This window comes from Paracoccus sp. ME4 (assembly GCF_046736325.1).
Lineage (GTDB): Bacteria > Pseudomonadota > Alphaproteobacteria > Rhodobacterales > Rhodobacteraceae > Paracoccus.
Map to the genome: position 1 here is coordinate 104,110 of NZ_CP151278.1, position 23,583 is coordinate 127,692.

A 23,583-nucleotide genomic window follows, 5' to 3' on the forward strand; every position below is an offset into this window, starting at 1 on the left:
AGCAAATCCGCGGGCAGCCGTCAGCGAAACTTTGCGTCCCGCGGGGCCGGTCAGGTCAGGATCGCGGCCACCTGCGCGCGCACGCGGTCGGCTGCGGCATGGCGCACGGGGCCATAGCCGCGGATCTCCTGCGCGGCCTCCAGCACCGTCACCGCATCCGCGCCCAGGGCCGCATGGTCGCGCGCGACCCGCGCGATCACGCCCTCGAACCAGTCCAGCAGGTCGTGGTCCAGCCGCCGGTCCGCGCTGCGGGCGAAGGGGTCGGCCCAGCTGCCGCGCAGGCCGCGCAGCCGCGCAAGGCCCCGCAGGACCGGCCGCATCCAGGGGCCGAGGGCGGTCTTGCGCGGCCGCCCGCGCCCGTCCGTGCCGCGCGGCAGCAGCGGCGGGGCCAGATGGTGGCGGATGGTGTAGTCGCCCTCGAACGCGGCCGCGATGCGGGCGGTGAAGGCCGGATCGGCATGCAGGCGCGCGACCTCGTATTCGTCCTTGTAGGCCATCAGCCGATAGAGAGAGACGGCCGCCGCGCGCCGGATCCCCTCGACCGGGGGCAGCGTGGCCAGCGTGTTGGCATAGCGGCGCGCATAGGCTGCGTCCTGATAGCCGGTCAGCCGCGCCATGCGGTCCGCGATGATCGCGTCGGCCGTCTGCGGATGGACCGGCTCGCTTGGCGCCTCCTCCAGCGCGGCCGGATCGGCGGCCAGCAGGCGGCCCAGGTCGAAGGCCAGGCCGTTGCGTTCGACCGTCACGCCGTTCAGCAGGATCGCCTGCTTCAGCGCCATCTCGCTGACCGGGACCATCCCCTGCTGCCAGGCGGCGCCAAGCGCCATGATGTTGGCATAGACCGCGTCCCCCATCAGCCGCTCGGCCGCGCGGTTGAAGTCGACCGCCAGCAGGTTCGCGGCCCCCACCGTGCGCGCGATCAGGTCCTCGCGTTCGGGGATGCGCAGATCGGCGTCGCGGTTCAGCACCAGATCGCCCGTGGGCATGGGCGCGCGGTTCAGCACGACCCGCGTGCCGGGACGGTAATGCAGGCTGGCCTTGGGAGAGGAACAGACGACCGCATCGCAGCCGATCACCGCATCGGCATGGCCGCGTTCGATGCGCACCTGATGGATGTCGTCGGGGCGCGCGGCCAGGCGGACATGGCCCAGAACCGTGCCGAACTTCTGCGCGAAGCCGGTGAAGTCCAGCACGCTGGCCCCGCGCCCCTCCAGATGGGCGGCCATGGTGATCAGCGCGCCGACCGTCACGACGCCGGTGCCCCCCACGCCCGCGACCAGCAGGTCGTAGGGCCGGTCCAGCGCCGGCAGGACGGGCGGTGTCAGCCGGGCGCGCAGGGCCGCGATGTCCAGATCCGCGGGCGCGGGCTTGCGGCGGCGGCCGCCCTCGATGGTGACGAAGCTGGGGCAGAACCCGTCCAGGCAGGTGAAGTCCTTGTTGCACGAGGACAGGTTGATGCGCCGCTTGCGGCCAAGGGGGGTCTCGACCGGTTCGACCGACAGGCAGTTCGAGGCGACCGAACAATCGCCGCAGCCCTCGCAGACGGCCTCGTTGATCACCGCGAAGCGGGCCGGGTCGGGGGTCTTGCCACGCTTGCGGCGGCGGCGCTTCTCGGTGGCGCAGGTCTGCTCATAGATCAGCACCGTGACGCCCCGGATCTCGCGCAGCTCGCGCTGGACGGCGTCCAGCCGGTCACGATGGTCCAGCGTGGTGCCCGCCGGAAAGTCGCCCAGATCGAAGGCCTGCGGGTTGTCGCTGACCAGCGCGATGCGCGTCACCCCCTCGGCGCGGCAGGCCTGCGCGATGGCCGCGACGCTGACCGGCCCGTCCACCGGCTGCCCGCCGGTCATCGCCACCGCGTCGTTGTAGAGGATCTTGTAGGTGATGTTCGCGTCCGCCGCGACCGCCTGCCGGATCGCCAGCGATCCCGAATGATACCACGTCCCCTCGCCCAGGTTCTGGAACATGTGCCGCCCGCCGTTCCAGCGTTGCGCGACGGCGATGGGCACCCCCTCGCCGCCCATCTGCGCATAGCCCAAGGTCTGACGGTCCATCCAGCCCGCCATGACGTGACAGCCGATGCCGCTGGCCGCCTTGCTGCCCTCGGGCAGCCGGGTCGAGGTGTTGTGCGGGCAGCCCGAGCAGAAATAGGGCGTGCGCGTCGCGCCCGGCACCGACAGGGCCGGTGCGGGCGTCGCGGCCAGGGCGCGGGCGCGGTCCTCCAGCCCTTCGTCGGGGAAGAACCGCGCCAGCCGCTCGGCCAGCACCGGGACCAGCATCAGCGGGCTCAGCTCCCCGGTCCAGGGCAGCAGCGGGTCGCCCGCGGCGCGGTGCTTGCCCACCATCCTGCGCGGCTTGGCGCCGGGCCAGTCGTAGAAGTATTCCTTGAACTGGCTCTCGATGATGCCGCGCTTCTCCTCGATGACCAGCACCTCGTCCTTGCCGGTGACGAAGGCCAGCGCATCGCGCCGCGCCAGCGGCCAGACCATGCCGACCTTGTAGATGTCGATGCCGAGGCGGCGGCAGGCGGCCTCGTCCAGGCCCAGCAGGCGCAGCGCCTCCAGCGTGTCCAGATGGCCCTTGCCGGTGGTCACGATGCCGAAGCGCGCATCCGCGATGTCGTAGATGCGGCGGTCGATCGGGTTGGCCTCGACGAAGGCCTCGACGGCGCGCAGCTTGTGGGTGATGCGCGTCTCGATCTCGGGGCTGGGCAGGTCCGAGAGGCGCACATGGATGCCGCCCGGCGGTCCGGTGAAGTCCGGCTGCGCAAAGACGCGGTCCTCGGGCAGCACGACCGACTGGCCGGATTCGACCGTCTCGGAGATCGCCTTGAACCCGACCCATGTCCCCGAAAACCGCGACAGCGCGATGCCGTATTCGCCGAAGGAGAGGTATTCCCCCACCGAGGCCGGGTTCAGGACCGGCATGAACCAGGCCATGAAGGCCACGTCCGACTGATGCGGCATCGACGAGGACACGCAGCCATGGTCGTCGCCCGCCACGACCAGCACGCCCCCCTTGGGCGACGAGCCATAGGCGTTGCCGTGCTTCAGCGCATCGCCCGAGCGGTCCACCCCCGGCCCCTTGCCGTACCACATCGAGACCACGCCCTCGACCCGGCAGGCGGGGTCCAGCACCGCCTGCTGCGCGCCCAGGATGGCGGTGGCGCCCAGATCCTCGTTCACGGCGGGCAGGAACTCGATCCCGGCCTCGGCCAGGCGGGACTTCTGGCGCCACATCTCCTGATCAACGCCGCCCAGGGGCGAGCCGCGATAGCCCGAGACCAGACCCGCCGTGGTCCAGCCCCGCGCCCGGTCGCGCCGCGCCTGATCCAGCATGATCCGCACCAGCGCCTGCGTCCCGGTCAGGAAGACCCGGCCCTGCTGGCGGGCATAGCGATCGTCCAGCTGATAGGTGGCGAAACCCTTCGGTTGTTCGGTCATGACGGCCCATCCTCCCCGGCGCGCTGTCGCATCATCATGCGCCCGACGCGGCGAAGATTTTCTCCAGAATGCTGGCGGAACAGCGCGGTTGTGGATAATCTGGCCGAAAAACCGGAGACAAGTGAAACGCCATGCCGGATGAGCCGCTGCTGGACGATCCCGTGACCATGCGCATCCTGACGGAGCTGCGCCGCGACAGTCGCATCCCCAACGCGACCCTGGCCGAGCGGGTGGGCCTCTCGGCCTCCAGCTGCTGGCGGCGGGTGCGGGCGCTAGAGGAATCGGGGGCGATCCGCCGCTATACCGTGGCGCTGGACGATGCGGTGCTGGGCGACGGGTTCAAGGCCATCGTGCATGTGAACCTAGTCCGTCACGACGCGGCGATGGTGCAGGACTTCATCCGCATGACGCGGATCACGCCGGCGGTGCGGGCGGCCTATGCGACGACGGGGGCGGCGGATTACCACCTGCACGTCACCTGCCGCGACCTTGCAGCCTACAACCGCTTTCTGGACGACCATCTGCTGTCGCTGCCCGCGGTCAAGGGCGCGCAGACCTTTTTGGTCCTCAAGACCATCAAGGAGGAGGACGGCCCCGGCTGAGGGCCGCCCGCCGTCGTCGGCTCAGGTTCGGCGCGCCAGCCAGCTGGCGAGGACCGCGCCCGAGATGTTGTGCCAGACGCTGAAGATCGCCGCCGGCACCGCCGTGACCGGCGAGAAATAGGCCGTGGCCAGCGCCGCGGCGAGGCCCGAGTTCTGCATGCCGACCTCGATCGCGATGGCCTTGCGCCCGGCCAGGTCCACCCCGGCCACCCGCGCCGCCAGATAGCCGATCAGATAGCCCAGCAGGTTGTGCAGCGCCACGACCGCAAAGATCATCGCCCCCGACTGGATGATCGCGCCCTTGGAGGCGCCGACCACCGCCGCCACGATCAGCACGATCCCGGTCACGCTGACCAGAGGCAGCATCGGCACCGCCGCACGCACCAGCGCGGGCAGCAGCCGCTGCGCCGCAAAGCCCAGGGCCAGCGGCAGCAGCACGACCTTGAGGATCGACTGGAACATCGCCCAGGCATCGACGGGCAGGTATTCGCTGGCCAGCATCAGCACCAGGAATGGCGTCACGACCGGCGCCATCAGGGTGGTCACGCTGGTGCAGGCGACCGACAGGGCGGTGTCGCCCTTGGCCATGAAGGTCATCACGTTGGACGAGGTCCCGCCGGGACAGCAGCCGACCAGGATGACCCCGGCCGCGACCTCGGGCGACATCGGGATCAGCAGGGTCAGCACCACCGCCAGCAGCGGCATGATGACGAACTGCGCCGCCACGCCCACGCCCACCTGATAGGGACGGCGCAGCACCTCGGCGAAGTCGCGCCCCGAGATGGTCAGGCCCATGCCGAACATGATGATGCCCAGAAGCGTCACGATCCAGGGCGTCAGCTGCCGGAACGTGTCGGGAAACAGGAACCCAAGGGCCGCGAAGGACAGGACCCACAGCGCAAAGCTGTTGCCGACGAAGCTGGAAAAACGTGCCAATGCGGTCAAGACTGCCTCCTTTTGCGCAATTCCGCTGCGCCGTGATCTGTCTGCGGGGGCTTAGCGGCGGAGGGCGGCGACCGCAACCCGCCGCCCCGGCTTGACGCGCGGCGGGGCGCGGGCATAGGATCGTTGCGCGTGCAATGAACGGCGGACCCCGCGATGAGCGACAGCGACACCCCCTCGGGCCTGACCCGCGCCCCCGCGCAGCCCGGCCCCCATCCGGGCTACATGCCCGGCTTCGGCAACGACTTCGAGACCGAGGCCCTGCCCGGCGCCCTGCCCCAGGGTCAGAACAGCCCGCAGAAATGCGCCTATGGCCTCTATGCCGAACAGCTGTCGGGCACGGCCTTCACCGCGCCGCGCGGGCAGAACGAACGGACCTGGTGCTATCGCATCCGGCCGTCGGTCCATCACACGGGCCGGTTCGCGCGCATCGACCTGCCGCAGTGGAAGACGGCGCCGAACGTGCTGCCCGACGTCACCAGCCTGGGCCAGTACCGGTGGGACCCGATCCCGCTGCCCGATCGGCCGCTGACCTGGTTGACCGGCATGCGGACGATGACCACGGCGGGCGACGTCAACATTCAGACGGGCATGGCCGCACATGTCTATCTGGTCACCGCGTCGATGCAGGACGAATACTTCTTCTCCGCCGACAGCGAGCTGCTGGTCGTGCCGCAGCAGGGGCGGCTGCGCTTCTGCACGGAACTGGGCGTGATCGACCTGGAACCCAAGGAGATCGCGATCCTGCCCCGCGGCCTGGTCTATCGGGTGGAGCTGCCGGATGGTCCCGCGCGCGGCTTCGTCTGCGAGAACTATGGCCAGAAGTTCGACCTGCCCAATCGCGGCCCCATCGGCGCCAACTGCCTGGCCAATCCGCGCGACTTCAAGTCGCCGGTCGCGGCCTTCGAGGACCGCGAGGTCCGTTCGCGCGTGGTCATCAAGTGGTGCGGCCAGTTCCACGAGAGCTGGATCGACCACAGCCCGCTGGACGTGGTCGCGTGGCACGGCAACTATTGCGCCTACAAGTATGATCTGCGGACCTATTCCCCGGTCGGCGCGATCCTGTTCGACCATCCCGACCCGTCGATCTTCACCGTGCTGACCGCGCCTTCGGGGCAGGAGGGCACGGCCAATATCGATTTCGTGCTGTTCCGCGAACGCTGGCTGGTGGCCGAGCACAGCTTCCGCCCGCCCTGGTACCACAAGAACGTCATGTCCGAGCTGATGGGCAACATCTACGGCCAGTACGACGCCAAGCCGCAGGGCTTTGCGCCGGGGGGATCAGCCTGCACAACTGCATGCTGCCCCACGGCCCCGACCGCGACGCCTTCGAGGCCGCCAGCAACGCGGAGCTGAAGCCCCACAAGCTGGACGAGACCATGTCCTTCATGTTCGAGACGCGCTTTCCCCAGCACCTGACCGAATGGGCCGCGCGCGAGGCACCGATGCAGCCCGATTACGTCGATGTCTGGAACCGGCTGGAGAAGAAGTTCGACGGCACGCCCGGGGTCAAGTGATGGCGGCCCCCGTTTTGCTGCCCTCGTGGATCGACAGCGCGAACCGGCCCGACGGGTCCTTTCCGCTGAACAACCTGCCCTGCGGCGTGTTCTCGGACGGGGATGCGCCGCGCTGCGGGGTGGCCGTCGGCGACCTGATCCTGGACCTGGCCGCCTGCGAGGCGCGGGGCCTGGTCGCGGCGGAAGGCACGCTGGCCCGGCCCGCCTGGAACGACTTCATCGCCTTGGGACCCCGGGCCTGGGCGGCGCTTCGGGCGCGGCTGATGGTGCTGCTGGGTCCGGACGGGCCGCGCGACCTGCCGCTGATCCCCATGGCTCAGGCGGCGCTGCACCTGCCGATCCGGGTCAGCGAGTTAACCGACTTCTATGCCTCGCGCCATCATGCGCAGACCGTGGGCGCGCTGTTCCGCGACCCGCAGAACGCCCTGCCGCCGCAATGGACGCATATGCCCATCGGCTATAACGGGCGGGCCTCCTCGGTGGTGGTGTCCGGCACGCCGATCCGCCGCCCCATGGGTCAGCTGCGCGGCGAGGACGGTCCGGTCTGGGCGGCCAGCGCGAAGCTGGACCTGGAGCTGGAGCTGGGCGCCGTCGTGGGCCTGCCCACTGAACAGGGCTGCCGGATCACCGTCGATCAGGCCGAGGAGATGATCTTCGGCCATGTCCTGCTGAACGACTGGTCGGCGCGCGACATCCAGGCCTGGGAGTATCAGCCCCTGGGGCCGTTCCAGGGCAAGGCCATGGCCACGACGATCGGGGCCTGGATCGTGACCCGCGCCGCGCTGGAGCCGTTCCGCTGCGCCGGCGCGCCGCGCGATCACGCGCCCCTGCCCTATCTGGCCGAGACGCGGCCCGGCTTTCACGACATCCGGATGGGGTGGTCGCTGAACGGCCAGGTGATGGCGCGCGTCGACTATCCGGTCATGTACTGGTCGCAGGCCCAGGCCCTGGCGCATCATGCCAGCTCGGGCTGTCCGATGCGGGTGGGCGACCTTCTGGGGTCGGGCACCGTCTCGGGTCCCGGGCGCGAGCAGATGGGTGCGCTGCTGGAGATGACGTTGAACGGCCGCGACCCCGTGCGCGTGAACGGCCTCCCGCGCACCTTCCTGGAGGACGGGGACGAGGTCGCGCTGTTCGCCCATGCGCAGGGCCACGGGTTCCGCGTGGGGTTCGGCCCCTGCACCGGGCGCATCCTGCCCGCCGGGTAAGCGCGCTGGACATTTCCGCCCCGGCTGCCGATGGTCGCGCCAAACGGGGGAGGAGCGGTGATGAGCTTTCTGGGGATCGATCTGGGCACGTCCGGCCTTCGGGCGCTGCTGGTGGACGGGGCGGGCCGGCCCGTCGGTTCGGCCGAACGCCATTACGGCGTCTCCCACCCCCATCCCGGCTGGTCCGAACAGGACCCGGCCGACTGGATCGCGGCCTTCCGGGGCGCGGTCGCGGATCTGCGCGCCGCCCACCCCGAATTCGCGGCCCTGCGCGGCATCGGCGTGGCGGGCCACATGCACGGCGCCTGCGTCCTGGACCGCGCGGGGGAGGTGCTGCGCCCCTGCATCCTGTGGAACGACACGCGCAGCCATGTCCAGGCCGCGGCCATGGACGCCGATCCGCAGTTCCGCGCGCGGACCGGCAACATCGTCTTTCCGGGCTTCACCGCGCCCAAGCTGGCCTGGATGGCCGCCGAGGAGCCGGACCTGTTCGCCCGCGCCGCGCGCATCCTGCTGCCCGCCGCCTATCTGAACCTGTGGCTGACCGGAGAGGCGGTCGGCGATCTGTCCGACGCCTCGGGCACGGCCTGGCTGGACACGGGCGCGCGCGACTGGTCGGACGCGCTGCTGGAGGCCACGGGTCTGACCCGCGCCCAGATGCCCCGCCTGGTCGAGGGCGCGGCCGAGGCCGGTCGCCTGCGCGCCGATCTGGCCGCGGAATGGGGTCTCTCCGGGCCGGTCAGCGTGGCGGGCGGGGCGGGCGACAATGCCGCCGCCGCCTGCGGGATCGGGGCCATGGCCGAAGGGGCAGGCTTCGTGTCGCTTGGCACGTCGGGGGTGCTCCTTGCGGCGCGCGACGGCTATGCCCCCGCGCCCCAGACCGCGCTGCACAGCTTCTGTCATGCGGTGCCGGGGCGCTGGTACCAGATGGGCGTGATGCTGGCTGCGACCGACAGCCTGAACTGGCTGTCGCGGATCACCGGAACCGGGCCGGCGGCCCTGACCGCCGATCTGGGACCGCTGCGCGCCCCCGGCCCGGTGCGGTTCCTGCCCTATCTGTCCGGAGAGCGCACGCCCCACAACGACCCCGCCATCCGCGGCAGCCTGACCGGGCTGGCGGCGGCCACGGATCAGGGCGACCTGACCCGCGCCGTGCTGGAGGGGGTGGCCTTCGGGCTGGCCGACAGCCTCGCCGCGCTGCACCGGAGCGGCGCGCGGCCCGACACGCTGATGGCGATCGGCGGGGGGGCGCGGTCGCGCTACTGGCTGGAGGCGATCGCCACGGCGCTGGACGTTACGCTGACCCTGCCCGAGGCGGGTGAGTTCGGCGCGGCCCTGGGGGCTGCGCGCCTTGGCATGGTGGCGGCGGGTGCGGGCAGCGTGGCCGAGGTCATGACCCCGCCCGCGATCACCGCGCGCATCGAACCGGACCCTGCCCTGCGCCCGGCCTTCGCCGAGGCACTGGCGGCCTTCCGGGCCAGCTATCCGGCGATCCGGGCGATCCAGTAGGCCCTACAGATAGTTGCGCGCCACCGCGATGGCGACGGCCTGGGTGCGGCTCTTCGCGCCCAGCTTGCCGCAGGCCTTCACGGCGCGCTGCTTGACGGTCGATTCCGCGATGCCCAGCTGGGTCGCGGTCTCGATCTGGCCCAGCCCGTCGCGGAAGCACCGCAGCACGTCCAGCTCGGCCGGGGTCAGGGCGGCGCGGTTCAGCACCAGGTCGGTCCACAGGTTGAACTTGGCCCGGCAGCGCGCGATCTCGTCATCGGTGAACTCGCGATTGGGGTGGGACAGGGTCAGGAAGGACCGCTTGCCCGCCACCTTGCGCGAGATGGCCACCCCGTAGTTCAGCCGGAACTTGCGTGCCGCCTGCATGACGCCGCGCAGGTCGGGGATGCGCACCTCGGACCAGCGCGCGGCCCCGTCATGGGTCATCGTCCACATCGCGATGGGATCGCCGAAGAAGTAGTTGCGGTCCTCGTAGATCGACCGCCAGGCGTCGGGATAGGCGTTGAACAGATGTTCCGGCCCCTTGTAGGTCAGGTTGAACCCCATGATCCAGCCGGATGGCGCGAGGGCATGCATCTCGGCGATCTCGTCGTCGAAATGGGGGATCAGGTCGTGCAGCATGCGGGCCTCCGGCTCTTCAACCCACAGGATATGTCCTTTCGGACATACTGAAAAGGCAGGTGCGGTCGTTTTCGCGCGACAAGCTGTCCTGCGACGCGCACTGCGGGGTCACCTTTCATCAACGGAGGACACGGTGGTCAAGGAGATAAGGGAGCCAAAGCTCGCGACGGCGGAGTTCAGTCGCGACATGGTCGAGACGATGCTGACCTATTTCGACGCCTATGCCGATGACGGCGTGCTGAAGGTCGAGGTGACCAGCTGGGGGCTGTGGCTGCCCAACAAGGTGACCGGCGGACGCCAGTTCCTGGGACTGGCGAAGCTGCCCGACGGCTATCGGCAATAAGGACGGACGACATGACACAGACGATGACCGACGTGCGGATCAGCACGATCCGCCTGCCGCAGGACATGGCGCAGTTCGACCTGGTGACCAGCTTCTTCAAGCTGCGCAAGCAGATCTTCGTGGATCGCATGGCCTGGCCGCTGCACCATGCCGAAGGCATCGAGTTCGAGCAGTACGACACCTTCGACACGGTCTACGTGATCGCGCATCGCGACGGTCAGGCGATCGGCGGGGCGCGGCTGAAGCGGACCGACTGCGCCTTCGGCGGGGGCAAGGTAGTCTATTCCTACATGATCCGCGACGCGCATCTGGGGCTGCTGCCCGGCATGCCCACCAACCTCTGCCATGACGAACCCCCCGTCGATCCGCAGTCCTGGGAGCTGACGCGCTTTGCTGCGCTGCCGGTGCCGGGCCTGGCCGAGGCGATCCTTGAGGCGTCGAACGACCACCTGCACCGGGTGGGCGCGACGGACTGCCTGTTCCTGGGGCCGCCCGCCTTTCTGCGCATGGCGCAGCGGCTTGGCTGGACGCCGCGTCCGATGGGCGATCTGGTCTCCAACGACGACGGCAAGTTCCTGGCCTTCGCCTGCGCGGTGCGCCAGCCGCAGATGGCCGCCTAGCAGTTGGTCGCCTGGCCGGGGGTCATCCCCGGCCGCGCGTCCCCGACCCGCAGATCGCCCGCGCCAAGGCGGGCGCGGATGGCGCGCGACAGCGCGTCGATGCCGACCGTGACCAGCCCGGTCGCGATCAGGATGACGACGGCGCGGTCGATGCGCAGCTCTCCGATGGCATCGTCCAGGAAGAACCCCAGGGTGGCGATGCCCAGGATGCCCATGATCGCGGATTCCCGGATGATGATCTCCCACCGATAGAGGCACAGCGCCACGAAGGGTCCGAAGAGGCGCGGCGCGATCTCCCAACCCCAGAGCGTCAGGCCGCGCGGCGCGTCCGCGCGCAGCGTCAGCCCGGTCGCCTGACGGCCCAGAAGATGCCCGATGATCGCCCCGTTATGCAGCCCGAGCGCCAGGATCGCGGGCAGCATGGACGGCCCCCAGACCTGCAGGAACAGATAGGCCAGCATGTATTCGGGAAAGGACCGCAGGATCACCAGCACCAGATGCCCCAGGCTCGCGCCGATGCGCCCGGTGACGCGGGGCACGATGGCGGCCTGCGCGACGAAGGCCACCGCCCCGGCCAGGACCAGCGCCAGCTGCGCCACCACCAGCGTCGCGGCCATGCCCGGCAGGATCGCGGTGCTCGTCAGCTCCCACAGCCAGGGCATCAGGGCGGCGGGGTCGCCCTGGCGCAGGGGGGCGGGGATGATGTCCTGGCTGAGGAACCGCCACAGCGCGCCCTGCCCCATCGGCGGCGTGCGCACGGTGGCCAGCATCACCGCCGCGAAGACCAGCCAGCCCAGCAGCAGCCGGGGCCGCATCCACAGCCGGACCGTCGCGATCAGCGTGATGTAGATCGCCATGACCGCCCCCGCCGCGCCGTATTCCCCCTGCCGGAAGAACGTGTCCAGCTGAAAGCCGAGCGTCGGCAGCCCGATGAAGCCCAGCACCGCCGACGACCGCAGCCCGCATTCCAGCCGGTAGAGCGCATAGGTCGCCATCTGCGGCACGGCCAGCGGCGCGCGCGCCCAGAGGAACCGCGTCAGCGGATCGACCGACGGGCCCAGCCAGCGGTCGGGGCGGCGGTCGGATTCGTCCAGGATCTCGGACAGGACCTTGGCGAAGATCCCGGCATAGGGCAGCGCGATGGCCAGCACTCCCGACCAGACGCTGATCCCGAAGACCTGCAGCAGAAGCAGCGCCCAGAACAGCTCGTGGACCGAGCGCAGGGCGATGGCCAGGCCCCGCACCGCGCGCAGCCGATAGAAGGGCGCCAGGATAAGCCCCGCCACGCCCCCCAGGGTCACGCCCGCGACCGCGAAGGCCACGGTCAGCGCGACGGCGCGGGCGATCTGTTCGATGGCGCCGAAATCGGGCGCCAGAAAGCCGCGGCCCATCCGGGCCAGCGCGGCCCAGGGGTCGTGGCCCGCCACCGTCAGGTCGGCCAGCGGCAGGCACAGCGCGGCCACGGCCAGAAACCCCGCCACCACGCCAAGGCGCGACAGGCTAGCCATAGAGGGCCTCGATCCGCGTGGCGTCCAGTTGGTCCACCGGCAGGTCGAACAGAAAGATGCCCTGCTTCAGCCCGATGACCCGCGTGGCAAAGGCCCGCGCGACGGCCACGTCATGCAGCGCCAGGATCGCGGTCGGAAAGGCCGCGCGCAGCAGCGCGGCCAGCTCCTGCGCCTGACGCGGATCGACGGCCGAGAGCGGCTCGTCCCCGAGGATCAGGTCGCCGCCGCGATGCAGGGCGCGGGCCAGGGCCACGCGCTGCTTCTGCCCGCCGGACAGGGATTCCACGCGGGCATCGGCCTGGGGCGTCAGACCCACGCGGTCCAGGTCGGCCAGGGCCGCGGCGCGGTCGGGCGCCGACGGGCGGATCAGCGTGCGCAGGTTGCGCCAGGCGCCGTGATCGTCCAGCCGCCCCATCAGCACGTTGCGCAGCGCCGAGAGCTGCGGGACCAGCGCCGCGTCCTGCGGGACCAGCGCGATTCGCAGTCCCCGCCCCGCCGCCGCCTCGTGCAGGGCGGAGAGCAGCGTCGACTTGCCCGAACCGCTGCGGCCCAGCAGGGCGACCCGCTCTCCGGGCGCGACATGCAGTCGCACGCCCGACAGGACGGGCGCGCCGCCATAGCCCAGATCGACCCCGTCCAGAAGCTGCAAGGACTACTCCAGCAGGTCCAGATCGCGGGCGACCTGTTCGATGGGGGCATAGTCCTCGTTCGCGGCGGGGATGAAGGCGTTGCGCGGGAAGGCCGCCAGCAGGTCCGGATCGTCCATGCCGACCAGCGCGGCCTGCACCTTGTCGGCGAAACCCTCGCCCCACCGGGCGTCCACGTCGCCACGGATGGTCCAGTTGTAGTCGGGATAGGGCGGCGTCTTCCAGATGATCTTGGCGGTCTCGACCTCGGGCGCACCATCGGCAACCGCCTGATCGTAAACGGTATAATTCAGCGCGCCGACCTGCCAGGCGCCCGATGCGACCAGCCGCAGCGTCTGGCTGTGATCGCCCGAGAAGCCCACGCGGCCAAAGAACTCCTCCGGCGCCTCGCCGGTATTCTCGCGGATCGCGTATTCCGGCATCAGGCGCCCCGAGGTCGAGGTCTTGGCGCCGAAGGTGAAGGACATGCCCCGCGCGGCCTCGGGGAAGTCCTCGGACTCGGTCAGGCCGGTGTCGGTATGGGCGATGAAATAGCTGACGAAACTGGTATCCTCGTCGCCCTGCGCGATGGCGCGGGCCCCGTCGACCAGCAGCCGCGCCTGCACGCCCGACAGCCCCCCGAACCAGGCCAGCTGGACCTGGTCGTTGCGGAAGGCGGTGACGGCGGCGGGGTAAGATTTGACCGGGACGAACTCGACCGGCACGCCCAGCTCCTCCGACAGGTAGTCGGCCACGGCCGAGAAGCGCTCGACCAGCTTGGTCTCGTCCTCGTCGGGGATGGCCGAGAAATACAGCGTTTCCTGGGCTGCGGCGGAGAGCGGCAGGGCGGTGGCCAGCAGGGTGGCGAACAGGCGCGACATCAGGGGCATGGACTGGGCTCCGGTCAGGGTGAGGGGCTGGGATCGGCGGACCCCGTCGATGGCGGGGTCTCGCGCCGATGTGCCAAGCCCCCGTCTCCGGCGGAACCACACGGCCCGAACGCCCCCGGCGCATCGGCTTGCCCGCCCGTTCTAGACCGTCCGTTCGGTCGCGCGCAAGGCGTCACGGGTTGACTTGGCCGGGGCGGCGGCAGACAATTGGAGGGTACCTATCCATTACAGACAGGCAGAGGGGGTCCCATGAATATCGACCTTTCGCGCCGCGGCTTTCTGAGGCTTGCGGGAGCGGGGGTTGCGGCAACGTCGCTTGGAGCCATGGGCTTCGGCGGGGCCGAGGCAGCGGAGGCGGCGCATGTGCGCGCCTTCAAGCTGGCCACGACCACGGAAACACGCAACACCTGCCCCTATTGCTCGGTCGCCTGCGGCATCATCATGTATTCGCGCGGCGACGTGAAGGCCGGCGAGACCGCCGAGCTGATGCATATCGAAGGCGATGCCGACCATCCGACGAACCGCGGAACGCTGTGCCCCAAGGGCGCGGCGCTGAAGGACTTCGTCCATGCGCCCACGCGCCTGACGCAGCCCCGTGTTCGCCGTCCGGGATCGGACCGCTTCGAGGAGATCACTTGGGAAGAGGCGCTGGACAAGATCGCCCGCGCCCTCAAGGATGATCGGGATGCGAACTTCATCGCCACCAACGATGACGGCACCCCCGTCAACCGTTGGACGACGACGGGTTTCCTGGCGGCTTCGGCCACGACCAACGAGACTGCATGGCTGACCTACAAGACGGTCCGGTCCATGGGGATTGTGGGATTCGACAACCAGGCACGCGTCTGACACGGCCCTACGGTGTCCAGTTTGGGCCCGACATTCGGCCGTGGAGCGATGACCAATCCATGGACTGACATCAAGAACACCGATTTGGCGATCGTCATGGGCGGCAATGCTGCCGAGGCGCATCCCTGCGGCTTCAAGTGGGTGACCGAGGCCAAGGCGCATCGCGGCGCCAAGCTGATCGTGGTCGACCCGCGCTATACCCGCACCGCATCGGTGGCGGATTACTATGCGCCGATCCGTCCGGGCACCGACATCGCCTTCCTGATGGGGGTGATCCGCTGGTGCATCGAGAACGACAAGGTCCAGTGGGACTATGTCCGCAACTACACCAACGCCTCCTTCCTGGTGCGCGAGGACTTCGGCTGGTCCGACGGCCTCTTCACCGGCTATGACGAGGAGAAGCGCGACTTCAACAAGGAGAGCTGGGACTATCAGAAGGGCGAGGACGGCTTTGCGCTGACCGACCCCACGCTGCAGGACCCGCGCTGCGTCTGGAACCTGCTCAAGGCGCATGTCGACGTCTATACGCCTGAGTTCGTCGAGAACATCACCGGCACGCCGCGGGACAAGTTCCTGGATATCTGCGCGATGATCGGCGAATGCTCGGCCGTGGACCGGACGATGACGTCCATGTACGCGCTTGGCTGGACCCAGCATTCCAAGGGCGCCCAGAACATCCGCGGCATGGCGATGCTGCAGCTGATCCTGGGCAATATCGGCGTCCGCGGTGGCGGGATGAACGCGCTGCGCGGTCACTCCAACATCCAGGGCCTGACCGATATCGGCCTGATGTCGAACCTGATCCCGGGATACCTGAACATCCCGACGGAAAAGGAGGTCGACTGGCAGACCTATCTGTCCACACGTCAGTTCACGCCGCTGCAGCCGGGTCAGACCAGCTACTGGCAGAACTATCCCAAGTTCATGGTCAGCTTCCTCAAGGCCATGTGGGGCGATGCCGCGACGGCCGAGAATGACTGGGCCTTCGACTATCTGCCCAAGCTGGACGTGCCGGCCTATGACATCCTGCGCATGTTCGAGCTGATGAACCATGGCAAGGTGAACCTGTACTTCTGCCAGGGCTTCAACCCGATGCTGTCCATCCCGGACCGCGGCAAGGTGACGGCGGGCCTGTCCAGGCTGAAGATGCTGGTCGTGATGGACCCCCTGTCCACCGAGACCTCGCATTTCTGGGAGAACCACGGCGCGCATAACGACGTGGACACGGCCTCGATCCAGACCGAGGTGCTGGAGCTGCCCACGACCTGCTTCGCCGAGGACGAGGGCGCGCTGGTCAATTCGGGCCGCTGGCTGCAATGGCACTGGGCCGGCGCGACGCCGCCGGGCGAGGCCAAGCACGACACCTGGATCATGGCGCAGATCTGGACGCGGGTGCGCGACCTGTACCGGGCCGAAGGCGGCGCCTTCCCCGATCCGATCGTGAACCTGGCATGGGACTATGCCGATCCGGGCGAACCCACGCCTGCCGAACTGGCGCGCGAGATGAACGGTCGTGCGCTGGCTCCGGTGACGGACCCGGCCACGGGCGCGCAGATCCTGCAGGCGGGTCAGCAGGTGTCCGGCTTCGGACAGCTGCGCGACGACGGGACCACCATGGCGGGCTGCTGGATCTATGCCGGCAGCTGGACCGAGGACGGCAACATGATGGCGCGGCGGGACAATTCCGATCCCGACGAGACCGGCATGTTCCTGAACTGGGCCTTTGCCTGGCCGGCCAACCGGCGCATTCTGTACAACCGCGCCTCGGCCGACATGGCGGGCCGTCCCTGGGACGCCTCGCGCAAGCTGATCGAATGGAACGGCGAGAAGTGGACGGGATACGACGTCCCCGACATCGCGCCGACCGCCGATCCGGCCACGGTGGGACCGTTCATCATGAACCAGGAGGGCGTCTCGCGCCTGTTCAGCCGGGGCATGATGCGCGACGGGCCCTTCCCGACGCATATGGAGCCGTTCGAGAGCCCGATGGCCAACGTGTTCAACGCGCGCATGCGCGGGAACCCGGTGGCGCGGGTCTTCGAAAGCGACGTGGCTCAGCTGGGAACCAGCGACGAGTTTCCGTTCGTCGCGACCTCCTATCGCCTGACCGAGCATTTCCACTACTGGACCAAGCACAACCGGGTGAACGCCGCGTTGCAGCCCGAGTTCTTCGTGGAGATCAGCGTCCAGCTGGCCGAGGAGCGCGGCATCGCCAACGGCAGCCGCGTGCGTGTCTTCGGCAAACGCGGACAGGTCTGGGCCAAGGCGGTGGTCACCCGTCGCCTGCAGCCGCTGATCTGTGACGGCAAGCCCGTCCATGTGGTGGGCATTCCGCTGCACTGGGGCTTCATGGGGGCCGCCAAGAAGGGCTGGGGGCCGAACAGCCTGACGCCGTTCATCGGGGATGCGAACACGGATACGCCCGAATTCAAGGCGTTCCTGGTCAACATCGAACCCGCAACCGAGGAGCCGGTGGCATGAACGACATGGCAAACAGCCCGACCACGGCGGCGTCCAACCCGCCCGTGCAACCGACCGAGGCCTATTTCGATGCGCGCGATGTCGTGCGCATCTCGGCCACGCGGAACGTGCCTGCCCCGGAACGCCAGCTGGAAAAGCTGGCCAAGCTGATCGATGTGTCCAAGTGCATCGGCTGCAAGGCCTGCCAATCCGCCTGCGTGGAATGGAACGACACGACCCCCGCGGTCGGAGAGAACGTGGGGGTCTATGAGAACCCACACGATCTGACCCCCGACATGTTCACCCTGATGCGTTTCGCGGAATGGGAGAACCCGGCGACAAACGACCTGGAATGGCTGATCCGCAAGGACGGCTGCATGCATTGCGAGGATCCGGGCTGTCTCAAGGCCTGCCCGGCGCCTGGCGCCATCGTGCAGTATTCCAACGGCATCGTGGACTTTATCCACGACAACTGCATCGGCTGCGGCTATTGCGTCACCGGCTGTCCCTTCGACATCCCGCGCATCAGCCAGACCGACCACAAGAGCTACAAGTGCACCTTGTGTTCGGATCGCGTGGCCGTGGGCCAAGGTCCTGCCTGCGCGAAAGCCTGCCCCACGCAGGCCATCGTGTTCGGCACCAAGGCCGACATGCAGGCCCATGCCGAGACCCGGATCGAGGATCTCAAGTCGCGCGGCTATGAAAACGCGGGCCTTTACGATCCGGCCGGCGTCGGCGGAACCCACGTGATGTATGTGCTGCATCACGCGGACAAGCCCGGCATCTACAACGACCTGCCCGAAAATCCCCGGATCTCTCCGGTGGTCGAGGGCTGGAAGGGCGTGACCAAGACCGCGGGCCTGGCGGCCATCGGTCTGGCCGCGGTCGGCGCCACGCTGCACGGCCTCTTCGCCCGCGCGAACGAGGTCGAGGAGCATGACGTCAAGGCCGCCGACGCGCTGGTCAAGGGCCGGAACCCCGACGAAGGAGACCACGTCTGATGGCCCCGCGCCCCTACTATTCCGAACGCGGCGACCGGCTGGAGAGCATCCAGCCGGTCGAGGTCAGCCGCTATCGCGGCATCACCCGCCTGAACCACTGGGTGACGGCGTTCAGCCTGATCGCGCTGGCGCTGTCGGGACTGGCGCTGTTCGATCCGTCGCTGTTCTTCCTGACCGGCCTCTTCGGCGGCGGTCAGACGACCCGCTGGATCCACCCGATCATCGGCGTGGTGCTGTTCGTCAGCTTCGCGCTGATGTTCATCCAGCTGTGGCGGCTGAACATGCCCCGCCCCGAGGACGCCACCTGGGTCGCCAATATCGGCGACGTGGTGAAGGGCAACGAGGAGAAACTGCCCGAGCTTGGCAAGTACAATGCCGGTCAGAAGTTCGTCTTCTGGGCGATGTCCGGGCTGATCGTGGTGCTGATCGCCACCGGGGTGATGATCTGGGAGCAGTATTTCCCCGGTCTGGTCAGCATTCCCGTCCGCCGCATCGCGGTGCTGGTCCATGCGCTGTCGGCCGTGGCGATCATCCTCGTGTTTATCATGCATGTCTATGCCGCGATCTGGACGCGCGGCACGCTGCGCGCGATGACCCGGGGCACGGTCACCGGCGGATGGGCCTGGCGCCATCACCGCAAATGGCTGCGAGAGATCGCCAGCCGCGACAACAAGGGCCCGGCAGAGTAATCTGCCGGCCACCATCACCGGCATCCCCTGTGGCCGGTTCGGCCCGGAGAGAGACATGACCACCACCATCCAACCCGACCCCTCGGCCATCGGCGGCGTCCCTTCGGCGCCGCTGGTGATGCTGCCGAAACCCATGCGCCTGTTCGCGACCCGCGCGAAGCGCCTGGCCTTCCTGGCCCAGCACAGCGACAATCTGGGACCGTGGCTGGCCTTCCTGGGCCAGCTGGTCGATCTTCAGGCGCGTCTGGCCGAGGAGCTTCCCCGCCCCGCCCCCATCCCGGCCGACCGCATCGCGCTGGCGCGCGAGACCCGCATGCCGCCCATCGACCGCCGGGCGCTGTCGACCGATCCCGACCTGCACGCCACGCTGGACGCGGTGCTGACCCATGCGGCGGCGCTGGACATGCCCGAACCCGCGCGGCTGGCCCTGTCGGCGGTGACCGCGGCCCCCCTGGCCGACCGCCACTGGCTGCTGGAGAACATCCTGGCCGACACGATCCCCGATGACAGCGTGGCGCCGCATCTGTTCGCGGCGCTGGCGGTGCAGCTGCACCTGTCGCGTCTGGCCGCAAGCCTGCCCGCCGATCGGCTGGTCAAGATCCGCACCGGCGTCTGCCCGGCCTGCGGCGGCCGTCCGGCCAGCAGCAGCGTCGTCGGCATGGCCGAGCTGGACGGCGTGCGCTATGCCGCCTGCGCATGCTGCCAGACGCAGTGGAACGAGGTCCGGCTGACCTGCCTCTGCTGCGCAGAGACCGGCAAGATCAGCTATCGCAGCGTCGAGACCGATCAGGCCACCGTCCGCGCCGAGGTCTGCGGCGATTGCGACTCCTGGGTCAAGATCCTCTATCAGAACAAGAACCCCAGCCTGGAGCCCATCGCCGACGATGTCGGCAGCCTTGGGCTGGACCTGCTGATGAAGGACACAGGCATCCGGCGCGGCGGCTTCAACCCGTTCCTCGCGGGTTACTGATGTCGGGCTTTCGGGCGCTGCCGTCGGTCGATCAGCTGCTGTCGGGCCATCCCGACCTGATCGACCGGCATGGCCGGGCGATGGTGACGCGCCACGCCCGCCTGCGCCTGGACGCCGCCCGCGCGGCCATCCGCGACGGCGCCGACGGCGCGTTCGAGGCCGCGCGCCTGCCGCATCTGCTGGCGGCCGATCTGGCGGCGATGGCCGCAACCCGGCTCAGGCCGATGCTGAACCTGACCGGCACGGTGCTGCACACCAATCTGGGCCGCGCGATCCTGGCCAATGAGGCCATCGCCGCCGCCAGCGCCGCCATGGCCGCGCCGCTGGCTCTGGAATACGACCTGGAGACCGGCGGGCGGGGCCAGCGCGACGACCATCTGCGCGGCCTTCTCTGCGAGCTGACCGGGGCCGAGGACGCCACGATCGTCAACAACAACGCCGCCGCCGTGCTGATCGCGTTGAACAGCTTCGGTCAGGGCCGCGACAGCATCGTCTCGCGCGGCGAGCTGATCGAGATCGGCGGCGCCTTCCGCATGCCCGACATCATGGCCCGCGCGGGCACGCGGTTGGTCGAGGTCGGCACCACCAACCGCACCCATCCCCGCGATTATCAGGACGCCATCACCGACCAGACGGGCCTGATCCTGAAGGTCCACACCTCGAACTATCGCATCGAGGGCTTTACCGCCGAGGTCGCGGGGCCGGCGCTGGCCGCCATCGCGCGGGCGGCGGGCGTGGTGATGCTGAACGATCTGGGCGCCGGATCGCTGGTCGATCTGTCGCGATGGGGTCTGCGCCGCGAACCCACCGTGGCCGAGGCCGTGGCAGAGGGCGCCGATCTGGTCACCTTCTCGGGCGACAAGCTGCTGGGCGGCCCGCAGGCGGGCTTCGTCGTCGGGCGGCGCGATCTGATCGCGCGGATCAACAAGAACCCGATGAAGCGCGCCCTGCGCCTGGACAAGATCCGCATTGCCGCGCTGGAGGCGACACTGCGCCTCTATCGCGACCCCGACCGGCTGGAGCGCCGCCTGCCCGTCCTGCGCCTCCTGGCCCGCCCGCAGGCCGAGATCGCGGTCCAGGCCGCGCGGCTGGCCCCGCTGGTGGCCGCGCGCCTGCGCGAATACGCCGTCACGACCACCGATTGCGCCAGCCAGATCGGCTCGGGCTCGCTGCCCACTGACACGATCCCCTCGGCCGGGCTGCGCATCACCGGGACGGGGGGCGACGCGCCCGACCGGCTGGCCGCTTGGCTGCGCGCGCGCGACCGCCCGGTGATCGGGCGCATCCATGATGGTGCGCTGATCCTGGACCTGCGCTGTCTGGAACGCGACGCCGACCTGCTGGAGGCGCTGGCGTGATCGTCGGCACCGCGGGTCACATCGACCACGGCAAGACCGCCCTGGTCCGCGCCCTGACCGGCACCGATGCCGACCGCCTGGCCGAGGAGAAGGCCCGCGGCATCACCATCGATCTGGGCTTTGCCTATGCCGATCTGGGCGGCGGCGCGGTCGCGGGCTTCGTCGACGTCCCGGGCCATGAACGGCTGATCCACACCATGCTGGCCGGCGCGGGCGGGATCGACTTGGCGCTGCTGGTCGTGGCGGCCGATGACGGCGTGATGCCGCAGACGCGGGAGCATCTGGCCATCCTGGACCTGCTGGGCCTCACGCGCGGCCTGATCGCCCTGACCAAGGCCGATCTGGCCGATGCCCCCCGCCGCGCCGCCGTCACCGCCCAGATCCGCGAGGCGCTGGCAAAGAGCGCGCTGGCCGATGCGCCCATCATGCCGGTCTCCTCGCTGACCGGCGAGGGCATCCCCGATCTGCGCGACGCGCTGATCCGAGCGGAGGCGCAGACGACCGCGCGGGGCAGCGACGCGATGTTCCGCCTTGCGGTCGATCGCAGCTTCACCCTGCAGGGCGCGGGCACGGTGGTGACCGGCACGGTCCTGTCGGGCCGCGTGGCCGTGGGCGATCTGGTGACGGTCAGCCCCTCGGGGATCGCGGCGCGGGTGCGGGGCATCCACGCCCAGAACCGCGCCGCGACCGAGGGCCTGGCCGGTCAGCGCTGCGCCCTGAACCTGGCCGGAGAGGCCGTCGCCAAGGACGCGATCCATCGCGGCGACATCGTGCTGGCCCCGTCCCTGCACGCCCCCACCGAACGCATCGACGCGATGCTGAGCGTGCTGCCGTCCGAGCCCAAACCCATCGGCACCTGGTTTCCCGCCCGCCTGCACAGCCATGCCGCCGAACGCGGCGCGCGCATCGTCCCCTTGGGCGATCCGATCCCGCCGGGCGGTCGCGGGCCGGTGCAGATCGTCCTGGACGCGCCCCTGGCCGCGACGGTCGGCGACCGCTTCATCCTGCGCGACGTGTCGGCCAGCCGGACCATCGGCGGGGGCCTGCTGTCGGACCTGCGCCCGCCCGCGCGCAAGCGGCGCACGCCCGAACGGCTGGCCCTGATCGCCGCCGCCCATGCGCCCGAGCCGCTGGCCGCGATGCTGGCCGTGGCCCCGGTCGATCTGACAGTCTTTGCCCGCGACCGCGCCATGCCCCCGGAGGCGGCCCGCGCCGCGCTGGCACGGGCGGGGGGGCAGGCGGTGGCCGGGCTGGCGCTGTCGGACGATCATCTGCGCGGGTTGCGCAACGGCATCGGGGCGGAGCTGGCGGCGTTTCACGATGCGAACCCCGACCTGCCCGGTCTGGGCCGCGAGCGTCTGCGCTTGGTCGTGACGCCGCGCCTGCCCAAGGAGCCGTGGCTGGCGCTGCTGCGGCAGGAGGCCGAGGCGGGGCGCATCGTCCCGGACGGCGCCTTCCTGCGCCTGCCGGGCCACGAGGTCCGCCTGTCGCCCGAGGACGAGGCCATCTGGGACCGCATCCTGCCCGCGCTGACCGGAGAGATGCAGTTCCGCCCGCCCCGCGTGCGCGATTTCGCGACCGAGTTCGGCATCGACGAAAAGGAGATCCGCCGCATCCTGCGCCTGACCCAGAGGCTTGGCCGGACCGACCAGATCGCGCATGACCATTTCTTCGCCCGCCCCGTCACCACGCGGATGGTGGCGATCCTGCGCGAGGTGGCGGCGGCGACCGAGGACGGCTGGTTCACCGCCGCCCTGTTCCGCGACCGGGTGCAGAACGGCCGCAAGGTCGCCATCGAGATCCTGGACTTCTTCGACCGGCACGGGGTGACGCTGCGCCGGGGCGACCTGCGCCGGCTGAACCCGCACCGGCTGGATCAGTTCGACTAGAGGCGCGGGCCGTTCTGTTCGATCACCGCCTCCATCGCTACATGGCTGGAGGTGGCGTTCACATGCGGTAGGCACGAAATGCGGTCTGCCATGATCTGCCGGTAATGGGCCATGTCGCGGGACCGCACCTTCAGCAGATAGTCGAAACCGCCCGCGATCATGTAGCACTCCTCGACCTCGGGGATGGCGCGGACGGCGGCGTTGAAGGCCTCCAACGCCTTCTGGCGGGTGTCGGTCATGCGCACCTCGACATAGGTGACATGGGTCAGGCCGAGGCGCACCGGCGACAGGATCGCGCGGTATCCGGTGATCAGCCCGGCCTCCTCCAGCTGGCGGATTCGCAGCGCGACGGGGGTCTTGGACAGGCCGACCTTGCGCGCCAGTTCCGTCACGGGCAGGCGCGCGTTGGTGGACAGTTCGGCCAGGATGCGGCGGTTGATCGGGTCAAGCAGGTCGGTCACGGAAACAGCCCCGATTTTGGGTGAACGGGCTGCATGATGCACCATCATTGGTCACATCGTCCATGTCCTTCGCGATA

The 23,583-nt window shown here is 69.6% G+C and carries 18 protein-coding genes and 1 pseudogene; 12 read left to right on the forward strand and 7 right to left on the reverse strand.

Features of this window, described 5'->3' with window-relative positions; translation table 11 throughout:
• Window positions 1-50 precede the first annotated feature (50 nt).
• Window positions 51-3,443 carry an indolepyruvate ferredoxin oxidoreductase family protein gene (locus AACG61_RS18985; RefSeq protein ID WP_411840321.1) on the reverse strand — a complete coding sequence of 1,131 codons (3,393 nt, stop codon included), beginning with the start codon at window positions 3,441-3,443 and terminating at the stop codon, window positions 51-53.
• Window positions 3,444-3,574: 131 nt separating this feature from the next.
• On the opposite strand from AACG61_RS18985, the gene AACG61_RS18990 reads away from it, so the two are divergent.
• Window positions 3,575-4,045: an Lrp/AsnC family transcriptional regulator gene (locus tag AACG61_RS18990; RefSeq protein WP_411840322.1), complete on the forward strand. Its 471-nt coding sequence runs from the start codon at window positions 3,575-3,577 to the stop codon at window positions 4,043-4,045.
• A gap of 21 nt (window positions 4,046-4,066) precedes the next feature.
• Here the strand turns inward: AACG61_RS18990 and AACG61_RS18995 are convergent, their stop codons facing one another.
• Window positions 4,067-4,990, reverse strand: coding sequence for a bile acid:sodium symporter family protein (locus tag AACG61_RS18995; RefSeq protein WP_411840323.1), 924 nt, complete (start codon window positions 4,988-4,990; stop codon window positions 4,067-4,069).
• Window positions 4,991-5,143: 153 nt separating this feature from the next.
• On the opposite strand from AACG61_RS18995, the pseudogene hmgA reads away from it, so the two are divergent.
• The 3 genes and pseudogenes from hmgA (at window position 5,144) to xylB (ending at window position 9,221) form a co-directional block, all read left to right on the forward strand.
• A pseudogene (gene hmgA, locus AACG61_RS19000) lies at window positions 5,144-6,504 on the forward strand (homogentisate 1,2-dioxygenase).
• Window positions 6,504-7,712: a fumarylacetoacetase gene (gene fahA / locus AACG61_RS19005; protein WP_411840136.1), complete on the forward strand. Its 1,209-nt coding sequence runs from the start codon at window positions 6,504-6,506 to the stop codon at window positions 7,710-7,712. Before hmgA ends, fahA begins: the two are co-directional and overlap by 1 nt.
• Window positions 7,713-7,772: 60 nt before the next feature.
• Entirely contained in the window at window positions 7,773-9,221 is a 1,449-nt protein-coding gene (gene xylB / locus AACG61_RS19010) for a xylulokinase (protein WP_411840137.1), read from the forward strand.
• 3 nt (window positions 9,222-9,224) lie between these two features.
• Here xylB and AACG61_RS19015 read toward each other — a convergent pair whose 3' ends face one another.
• Window positions 9,225-9,842: an autoinducer binding domain-containing protein gene (locus AACG61_RS19015; RefSeq protein WP_411840138.1), complete on the reverse strand. Its 618-nt coding sequence runs from the start codon at window positions 9,840-9,842 to the stop codon at window positions 9,225-9,227.
• A 133-nt stretch (window positions 9,843-9,975) separates the two neighbouring features.
• Here AACG61_RS19015 and AACG61_RS19020 point away from each other — a divergent pair, with 133 nt between their 5' ends.
• Together AACG61_RS19020 and AACG61_RS19025 are read left to right on the forward strand one after the other, a co-directional pair.
• Window positions 9,976-10,185 carry a hypothetical protein gene (locus AACG61_RS19020; protein ID WP_411840139.1) on the forward strand — a complete coding sequence of 70 codons (210 nt, stop codon included), beginning with the start codon at window positions 9,976-9,978 and terminating at the stop codon, window positions 10,183-10,185.
• Window positions 10,186-10,196: 11 nt separating this feature from the next.
• Window positions 10,197-10,805, forward strand: a complete 609-nt coding sequence (locus AACG61_RS19025) for an acyl-homoserine-lactone synthase (protein ID WP_411840140.1) — start codon at window positions 10,197-10,199, stop codon at window positions 10,803-10,805.
• Here the strand turns inward: AACG61_RS19025 and AACG61_RS19030 are convergent.
• The 3 genes from AACG61_RS19030 to AACG61_RS19040 are packed head-to-tail and all read right to left on the reverse strand — an operon-like array spanning window position 10,802 to window position 13,820.
• On the reverse strand, window positions 10,802-12,313 hold the full coding sequence (locus AACG61_RS19030) for a PhnE/PtxC family ABC transporter permease (RefSeq protein ID WP_411840141.1): 1,512 nt from the start codon (window positions 12,311-12,313) through the stop codon (window positions 10,802-10,804). The two genes, AACG61_RS19025 and AACG61_RS19030, sit on opposite strands and share 4 nt — an antisense overlap.
• Window positions 12,306-12,962, reverse strand: coding sequence for a phosphonate ABC transporter ATP-binding protein (locus tag AACG61_RS19035; protein ID WP_411840142.1), 657 nt, complete (start codon window positions 12,960-12,962; stop codon window positions 12,306-12,308). Before AACG61_RS19035 ends, AACG61_RS19030 begins: the two co-directional genes overlap by 8 nt.
• A gap of 3 nt (window positions 12,963-12,965) precedes the next feature.
• Window positions 12,966-13,820, reverse strand: a complete 855-nt coding sequence (locus AACG61_RS19040; protein WP_411840327.1) for a putative selenate ABC transporter substrate-binding protein — start codon at window positions 13,818-13,820, stop codon at window positions 12,966-12,968.
• Window positions 13,821-14,078: 258 nt separating this feature from the next.
• Here AACG61_RS19040 and fdnG point away from each other — a divergent pair, with 258 nt between their 5' ends.
• The 6 genes from fdnG to selB are packed head-to-tail and all read left to right on the forward strand — an operon-like array spanning window position 14,079 to window position 23,045.
• On the forward strand, window positions 14,079-17,159 hold the full coding sequence (gene fdnG / locus AACG61_RS19045) for a formate dehydrogenase-N subunit alpha (protein ID WP_411840143.1): 3,081 nt from the start codon (window positions 14,079-14,081) through the stop codon (window positions 17,157-17,159).
• Between the two features lie 5 nt (window positions 17,160-17,164).
• Window positions 17,165-18,139, forward strand: coding sequence for a formate dehydrogenase subunit beta (fdxH, locus tag AACG61_RS19050; RefSeq protein WP_411840328.1), 975 nt, complete (start codon window positions 17,165-17,167; stop codon window positions 18,137-18,139).
• The gene (locus tag AACG61_RS19055; RefSeq protein WP_411840144.1) at window positions 18,139-18,828 is read left to right on the forward strand and encodes a formate dehydrogenase subunit gamma; all 690 of its coding nucleotides are present in this window, start codon (window positions 18,139-18,141) and stop codon (window positions 18,826-18,828) included. Before fdxH ends, AACG61_RS19055 begins: the two co-directional genes overlap by 1 nt.
• 55 nt (window positions 18,829-18,883) lie before the next feature.
• On the forward strand, window positions 18,884-19,798 hold the full coding sequence (fdhE, locus tag AACG61_RS19060; protein WP_411840145.1) for a formate dehydrogenase accessory protein FdhE: 915 nt from the start codon (window positions 18,884-18,886) through the stop codon (window positions 19,796-19,798).
• A complete protein-coding gene (selA, locus tag AACG61_RS19065; protein ID WP_411840146.1) occupies window positions 19,798-21,156 on the forward strand; it encodes an L-seryl-tRNA(Sec) selenium transferase in 1,359 nt (452 codons plus the stop codon). Before fdhE ends, selA begins: the two co-directional genes overlap by 1 nt.
• The gene (gene selB, locus AACG61_RS19070) at window positions 21,153-23,045 is read left to right on the forward strand and encodes a selenocysteine-specific translation elongation factor (protein ID WP_411840147.1); all 1,893 of its coding nucleotides are present in this window, start codon (window positions 21,153-21,155) and stop codon (window positions 23,043-23,045) included. Before selA ends, selB begins: the two co-directional genes overlap by 4 nt.
• Here selB and AACG61_RS19075 read toward each other — a convergent pair.
• Entirely contained in the window at window positions 23,042-23,506 is a 465-nt protein-coding gene (locus AACG61_RS19075) for an Lrp/AsnC family transcriptional regulator (RefSeq protein WP_411840148.1), read from the reverse strand. The genes selB and AACG61_RS19075 overlap by 4 nt on opposite strands.
• Between the last annotated feature and the right edge of the window lie 77 nt (window positions 23,507-23,583).